Annotated in this window: 10 protein-coding genes; 5 read left to right on the forward strand and 5 right to left on the reverse strand. The window is 50.0% G+C overall.

Annotation, left to right across the window (positions count from 1 at the left end; genetic code table 11):
- Positions 1 to 2 precede the first annotated feature (2 nt).
- The 3 genes from fdxH to fdhE are packed head-to-tail and all read left to right on the forward strand — an operon-like array spanning position 3 to position 2466.
- Positions 3 to 908 carry a formate dehydrogenase subunit beta gene (gene fdxH / locus MES37_RS12685; RefSeq protein ID WP_232887125.1) on the forward strand — a complete coding sequence of 302 codons (906 nt, stop codon included), beginning with the start codon at positions 3 to 5 and terminating at the stop codon, positions 906 to 908.
- Complete coding sequence (gene fdoI, locus MES37_RS12690) at positions 905 to 1540, forward strand: formate dehydrogenase cytochrome b556 subunit (RefSeq protein ID WP_064542693.1); 636 nt, start codon at positions 905 to 907, stop codon at positions 1538 to 1540. The genes fdxH and fdoI overlap by 4 nt, the downstream gene beginning before the upstream one ends.
- Entirely contained in the window at positions 1537 to 2466 is a 930-nt protein-coding gene (gene fdhE / locus MES37_RS12695; RefSeq protein ID WP_064542696.1) for a formate dehydrogenase accessory protein FdhE, read from the forward strand. Before fdoI ends, fdhE begins: the two co-directional genes overlap by 4 nt.
- 33 nt (positions 2467 to 2499) lie before the next feature.
- Here the strand turns inward: fdhE and MES37_RS12700 are convergent, their stop codons facing one another.
- On the reverse strand, positions 2500 to 2832 hold the full coding sequence (locus tag MES37_RS12700; protein WP_064542699.1) for a type II toxin-antitoxin system PemK/MazF family toxin: 333 nt from the start codon (positions 2830 to 2832) through the stop codon (positions 2500 to 2502).
- Positions 2833 to 3108: an AbrB/MazE/SpoVT family DNA-binding domain-containing protein gene (locus MES37_RS12705; RefSeq protein WP_208856718.1), complete on the reverse strand. Its 276-nt coding sequence runs from the start codon at positions 3106 to 3108 to the stop codon at positions 2833 to 2835.
- 261 nt (positions 3109 to 3369) lie between these two features.
- Here MES37_RS12705 and MES37_RS12710 point away from each other — a divergent pair, with 261 nt between their 5' ends.
- A complete protein-coding gene (locus tag MES37_RS12710; RefSeq protein ID WP_237931575.1) occupies positions 3370 to 4284 on the forward strand; it encodes an alpha/beta hydrolase in 915 nt (304 codons plus the stop codon).
- 46 nt (positions 4285 to 4330) lie between these two features.
- Here MES37_RS12710 and MES37_RS12715 read toward each other — a convergent pair whose 3' ends face one another.
- Positions 4331 to 4552, reverse strand: a complete 222-nt coding sequence (locus MES37_RS12715) for a YgdI/YgdR family lipoprotein (RefSeq protein WP_121814742.1) — start codon at positions 4550 to 4552, stop codon at positions 4331 to 4333.
- Positions 4553 to 4733: 181 nt separating this feature from the next.
- Entirely contained in the window at positions 4734 to 5264 is a 531-nt protein-coding gene (locus MES37_RS12720; RefSeq protein ID WP_237931577.1) for a hypothetical protein, read from the reverse strand.
- Between the two features lie 133 nt (positions 5265 to 5397).
- Between MES37_RS12720 and MES37_RS12725 the strand changes: the two genes are divergently transcribed.
- Positions 5398 to 5589: a toxin-antitoxin system HicB family antitoxin gene (locus tag MES37_RS12725; protein ID WP_237931579.1), complete on the forward strand. Its 192-nt coding sequence runs from the start codon at positions 5398 to 5400 to the stop codon at positions 5587 to 5589.
- A gap of 34 nt (positions 5590 to 5623) precedes the next feature.
- Here MES37_RS12725 and MES37_RS12730 read toward each other — a convergent pair.
- A partial coding sequence (locus tag MES37_RS12730; RefSeq protein WP_237931581.1) for a DUF6680 family protein occupies positions 5624 to 6132 on the reverse strand: 509 nt, incomplete at its 5' end.

Consider the following 6132-nt stretch of genomic DNA (forward strand, 5'->3'; position numbering starts at 1 on the left):
TTATGGCTTATCAATCTCAGGACATCATCCGTCGTTCCGCCACCAATGGCCTCACACCCGCGCCACAAGCGCGGGATCACCAGCAAGAGGTTGCGAAACTTATCGACGTGACCACCTGCATCGGCTGCAAAGCCTGCCAGGTGGCCTGTTCGGAGTGGAACGATCTGCGCGATGAGATCGGCAGCAACGTCGGCGTTTACGATAACCCGGCAGATTTGACCGCCAAATCATGGACGGTGATGCGCTTCTCGGAAGTGGAACAAAACGACAAACTGGAATGGTTAATCCGCAAAGATGGCTGTATGCACTGCGCGGACCCAGGCTGCCTGAAAGCGTGTCCGGCTGAAGGCGCAATCATTCAGTATGCCAACGGTATTGTCGATTTCCAGTCTGAGCAGTGCATCGGCTGCGGTTACTGCATCGCCGGTTGTCCGTTCGACGTGCCGCGCCTGAACCCGGAGGACAACCGTGTCTACAAATGCACCCTGTGCGTAGACCGTGTGACCGTCGGCCAGGAGCCTGCTTGCGTGAAAACTTGCCCAACTGGTGCAATTCATTTCGGCTCGAAAGAGGATATGAAAAACCTGGCGGGTGAACGTGTGGCAGAGCTGAAAACGCGCGGTTATGACAACGCCGGATTGTACGACCCGGAAGGCGTTGGCGGCACACATGTTATGTATGTGCTGCACCATGCGGACAAGCCGACGTTGTATCACGGCCTGCCAGAGAACCCGTCCATCAGCCCAACCGTGAAATTCTGGAAAGGTGTCTGGAAGCCGCTCGCCGCTATTGGCTTTGCTGCAACCTTCGCCGCCAGCGTGTTCCACTATGTGGGGGTCGGCCCGAACCGTGCCGAAGAAGAGGACGATAACCTGCACCATGACGACGACGAGGTGCGCAAACCATGAAAAAACAAGTGACTATTCAGCGTTACAGCGCGCCTGAACGTATCAACCACTGGGTAACCGCCTTCTGCTTTATGCTGGCGGCCATCAGCGGGCTGGGGTTTTTCTTCCCCTCCTTTAACTGGTTAATGAACGTTCTGGGCACACCGCAACTGGCGCGCATTCTCCACCCGTTCGTCGGTGTGGTGATGTTTGCCTCGTTTATCATCATGTTTTTCCGTTACTGGCACCATAACCTCATCAATCGTGACGATATTTTCTGGGCGAAGAATATTCGCAAGATCGTCGTTAACGAAGAAGTGGGGGACACCGGGCGGTATAACTTCGGCCAGAAATGCGTGTTCTGGGCGGCGATTATCTTCCTGGTACTGTTGCTGGTGAGCGGCGTGATTATCTGGCGCCCGTACTTCGCGCCTGCATTCTCAATCCCGTTGATTCGCGTTGCCCTGTTGGTGCATTCATTTGCAGCAGTGGCACTGATTGTGGTTATTATGGTCCACATCTATGCCGCCCTTTGGGTGAAAGGCACGATTACCGCGATGGTGGAAGGCTGGGTCACCACGACCTGGGCCAAAAAACACCATCCGAAATGGTATCGTGAAGTTCGCCAAAAACAGGAAAAACGATCGGAATGAGTATTCGCATAATCCCGCAAGACCAGCTGGAGAAGAGCGATAAACGCACGGCGGAGATGATCCCGCCGTTGCTGTTCCCCAGGCTGAAAAATCTCTATAACCGCCGCGCTGAACGCCTGCTTGAGTTGGCGACCGATAATCCGCTGGGTGATTTCCTGCGCTTTGCTGCACTGATCGCCCACGCCCAGGAAGTGGTGCTGTACGACCACCCGCTGGAAATGGATTTAACGGCGCTGATTCAGAAGTCATCGGAAACCGGCAAGCCGCCGCTGGATATTCACGTTTTACCGCGTGATCCCCACTGGCAGCGCCTGCTGAATTCGTTGATTGCCGAGCTGAAACCAGAGATGAGCGGCCAGGCACTGGCAGTTATCGAAAACCTGGAAAAGGCGTCGACGCAAGAACTCGAAGAGATGGCGACCGCGCTGTTTAACGCTGATTTTGCGCTGGTTTCGAGCGACAAAGCCCCGTTCATTTGGGCGGCGTTGTCACTCTACTGGGCGCAAATGGCGAGCCTGATCCCAGGCCGTGCGAAAGCTGAATACGGTGAACAACGCCAGTTCTGCCCGGTTTGCGGCTCGATTCCGGTTTCCAGCGTGGTGCAGATTGGCGGCACCAGCGGCCTGCGTTACCTGCATTGCAACTTATGCGAAACCGAATGGCATGTGGTGCGCATTAAATGCAGCAACTGCGAGCAAACCCGCGATTTGAACTACTGGTCGCTGGAAAGCGAACAGTCAGCGATTAAAGCGGAAAGCTGTGGCGACTGCGGCACTTACCTGAAGATTCTCTATCAGGAAAAAGATGCCAAAGTGGAAGCCGTGGCCGACGATTTAGCCTCGCTGGTGCTGGATGCGCGCATGGAGCAAGAAGGCTTTGCCCGCAGCAGCATCAATCCTTTCCTGTTCCCAGGGGAAGGCGAGTAAATGATGCAGTGGGATGCTTTGCATCCCACTGTGTTATTCGAAAAATACCTTAACTCTGGACAGCGCCTCTTCTGTGACTTCTTCAGGTGCTTTTTCAATGAAACGCATCTGTCTGGCCCGGAAATCGATTGATTTTACATGATGGCAAATGACAACTCCCCGGGTGTGAGTTTCTGTCAGATGTACTTCAAATGCATTGCCACGAACACGAGATGTTATTGGTGCCACAATCGCCATGCCAGCCTTGCGGCTAAATTCGACTGGTGACAATACTAGCGCAGGCCGAGTTTTGGCTTGCTCGTGACCAGCGGCAGGATCAAAATCGAGCCACACTACATCGCCTCTATCAGGCATATAAAGACTCACCTAATCGATCTCCTTGCCAACAGGAGGAGAATTCAGCCATTCACGGTCTTCATCATCAAGCTCGAAACTTCCTTCGGGTGATTGGGCCAGTAACTCACTTAGCGTGTATATCGGCTTTGCGACCCGCAACATAATTCCTCCCTCAACGGCTTCAATATCCACTTTGTCACCTATTCTCATCCCAGCTTTCTCCAGAACAGCTGCAGGAATAATGGCCCCTGCGGAATTACCCCATTTACGAATCAGCGTTTTCACCATGATTACCAAATTAAACAATGTTTAAACTCATCTTAACACGATGGGTAAATCGCACAATGTTTAGCCATCTACATTATTTACGGTATCTAATGTTGTTTTGTGAATGAGCTTGCTGGGTACTATAAACCGCAAAAAGCGTACGGTTATCTGTTTTTTCCTGGTAGTTTTCATTTGTTCGAGGCGCTTTCCAGAATGCTGAAATAGTGAAAAAACTCGGTTCACGCGATCCCATAAATGCGATATAACTGTTCATCTATACAGCATAAAAGGAATTCCGCTATGTCCCTCGAACCCGCAATCGCCGGGCTGGTTGATGAATTCATCGACTCTGGCCGTCCTTCTTCGCGCCAACAAACTTTTGCCGAACGCCGCGCCGGGTATATCGCCAGCACGGTTTTAGCGGGCGAAACGGAAACCCGGGTCGACGTGAAAGATATCAGCCTTAATGGCTGCACGTTACGCATATTTTCCCCGCTAAATGCGACCGGATCGCTTCCAGCCGTGATCTATTACCACGGTGGTTGCTTTGTTAGCGGTGGGTTTGAAACCCATGACAATCAGTTACGGCAGCTTTGCTATCACAGTGGTTGCCGGGTGATTGCCGTTCAGTATCGCGTAGCCCCGGAGTACACTTATCCGGCAGCGCATGATGATGCTGAGCGTGCAGCGGACGCTATCTGGAAAGCGGCTGAACAACTGGAAGTGAATCGAGAACGAATAACGCTCGCAGGCGACAGCGCCGGTGGGCATATCGCCCTGGTGACGGCACTGCGGCTGAAAAGTGCCGGAAACTGGTTGCCTGCGCGCCTCATGCTGATTTACCCGATGCTGGACGCGACGGCGGAATCTGTCAGCTATCAGGAAAATGGCTACGACTACATCATTACCCGCGATACGCTGCTTTCAGGTTACGAAGCCTATATGGCCGATCTTGACCCAATGGATGATGAAGCCAGCCCGTTATTTCGTGAAGATTTTGCAGGCCTGCCACCGGTGCATATCATCACCGCTGAATACGACCCACTTCGCAATGAAGGTGAGGTCTTGCATGAGTGCCTGATGGATCAAGGCGTTGAGTCCACCTGCCAACGCTATCTTGGCGTGATCCACGGCTTCTTCCAGCTTGGTGGTATCAGCCAGGCAGCCCGCGATGCCATGCGTGATGTTGCGTGGCGGGTAGGTCAAGCACGTTAAGACGAGATACCAGTCAGCATGGGCTGGCTGGTATCTGCACAGCAAATCAGTCCTTCTTAATCATCTGCACGATTTGCTCGTCATTAATCTGGCGTTCGTTACCTTGCGCATCGGTGTAACTAATCAGGCCGGTATCTTTATCCACCTGCGGTTTCCCTTGCGTCACAATCATGTCACCGGTTTTAGTCGACATCACATAGTCACTTGAACAAGCAGTAGCAGACAACGCAACGCCGCTTAACAACAAAATTTTCATCAACTTATTCATGCAGAAATATCCCTTTAATAGTGAATCAGAATAGTACCTGTTGAGAGTAAGACAGAATGTTAAGGTGTATTACGAAGGGTTTATTTCTGGACTGATTGCGAGGCATTTGTTGGGTGGATAAGCGCAAGCGTCATCCACCGTTTTTTGGCGGGTGGCGCTGCGCTTAACCGCCCTGGGAAACCTAGTGAATTCCTGGAACCGCTTCGCCGCTAATCATTGCCAGTCCACCATCGGTACGAACAAAACGCGGTGTTTTCAAATCCTCGACCAGAACGTTGATCAACTCGAATAATAATCCAGTGATGTGTTGGCTTTGTTCCGGCGACTGCTGGCGCTGCAACAAAAGCATGGCTAACGCCGCGCAGTATTCGCGCAGGGTTTCTGAATCGGTAGAAAGCGCGCCGCGATAATTATCGGGTTCTGCCACATCCACCGTCAGGCGTTCAATTAAATGGGCTGGTAACGGCGCTTTAAGCGCAAACTTCAACATTTCCAGTGCTGCATACAAACGCCCACAAAGCGCCATACATTCGGTATTGTCGTCGTTTTCAATCAGTGCATCGATATGGAACTGGCAGCTATCGAGGATCTGGAATAAATCCTGATGCGCGCCAAGCGGGGTTTTTAATAGCGCCGTGATAGCCGATTCAGTAACTGGTTCTGGGCGCTGGATTTCAGCGTGAGTGATTGTGGTAGTATTGGTGTTAGCCATTGCGTTAACTCCTTTAACGTCTGTGGTTAGCCTCCGTCTGGTACTCGTAATACTTTTCGGGGGCGTTTTTTTTCAGGCAACCCTATGATAGGGTGTGTACCTTAACGACCACACTAATCCTAAGGGTACATACATGTCAACGGTCAAATATGATGCTAAACAGTCCGCTTCCGGTAAAAATCCTGCTTTTCAGATCCGGATCTCACCAGAGCTGAAAGCTCAATTTGAAGTTGCAGCGAAAGATGCAGGTATGAGCTTGGGGAATTGGTTGAAGACTTTGGGAAGATACGAGTTAACACGGCAAGGTATCCACCCAAAAGGATGAGTCAGTTTTAAGAGGTGTGATAAAACTATAACTTTTATTGATTTTTATCCTCATTAGCTGATGACGTTAATTCGACTTTCATCGTTTGCTCCCCAGCTAATATTGCTGCGAGTCCTTTTCTAATTTTAAATTGGTCTTTTTCTAAATCACCGTGAGCAATTGGTGAATAAATTGCATTTTGTAAATGAACACGGTCAAAATCATAACCAATATCTTTAGCCATTGATGAAAGTAAATTTAGAAATAAATTATGGCTAGTTTGATTCCAGATTGTGCTACCAGTTTCGTTGTCTGGGCAAGAAGAGCTTAAATGTGCGAAATATTCTTTCCATAAATTTAAAACATCTTGTTCACTAGATGTTCTCTTGGGATGCCCTTTTCTGATTTTCCCATAAAAAGCAAGATCAATCATGTTTAATGCTCTAACATGTTCATTGGATAATTTTGCTGATGGGGATCTGGTTGCCATTAGTTGCGTGAATACATTAATTTTTAGTTCTTTTTTAGAATTATAACGCTCGATAAATTTTTGTACTTGTACAG

The organism is Buttiauxella sp. S19-1 (genome assembly GCF_022134725.1).
GTDB classification, from domain to species: Bacteria; Pseudomonadota; Gammaproteobacteria; order Enterobacterales; family Enterobacteriaceae; genus Buttiauxella; species Buttiauxella ferragutiae.

Excerpts from the sequence above, each read along its gene's own strand:
- fdxH (WP_232887125.1), top strand. The coding sequence starts at position 3 with ATGGCTTATCAATCTCAGGACATCATCCGTCGTTCCGCCACCAATGGC.
- fdhE (WP_064542696.1), top strand. The coding sequence starts at position 1,537 with ATGAGTATTCGCATAATCCCGCAAGACCAGCTGGAGAAGAGCGATAAA.
- MES37_RS12715 (WP_121814742.1), bottom strand. The coding sequence starts at position 4,552 with ATGAATAAGTTGATGAAAATTTTGTTGTTAAGCGGCGTTGCGTTGTCT.
- MES37_RS12720 (WP_237931577.1), bottom strand. The coding sequence starts at position 5,264 with ATGGCTAACACCAATACTACCACAATCACTCACGCTGAAATCCAGCGC.
- MES37_RS12710 (WP_237931575.1), top strand. The coding sequence starts at position 3,370 with ATGTCCCTCGAACCCGCAATCGCCGGGCTGGTTGATGAATTCATCGAC.
- fdoI (WP_064542693.1), top strand. The coding sequence starts at position 905 with ATGAAAAAACAAGTGACTATTCAGCGTTACAGCGCGCCTGAACGTATC.
- MES37_RS12725 (WP_237931579.1), top strand. The coding sequence starts at position 5,398 with ATGTCAACGGTCAAATATGATGCTAAACAGTCCGCTTCCGGTAAAAAT.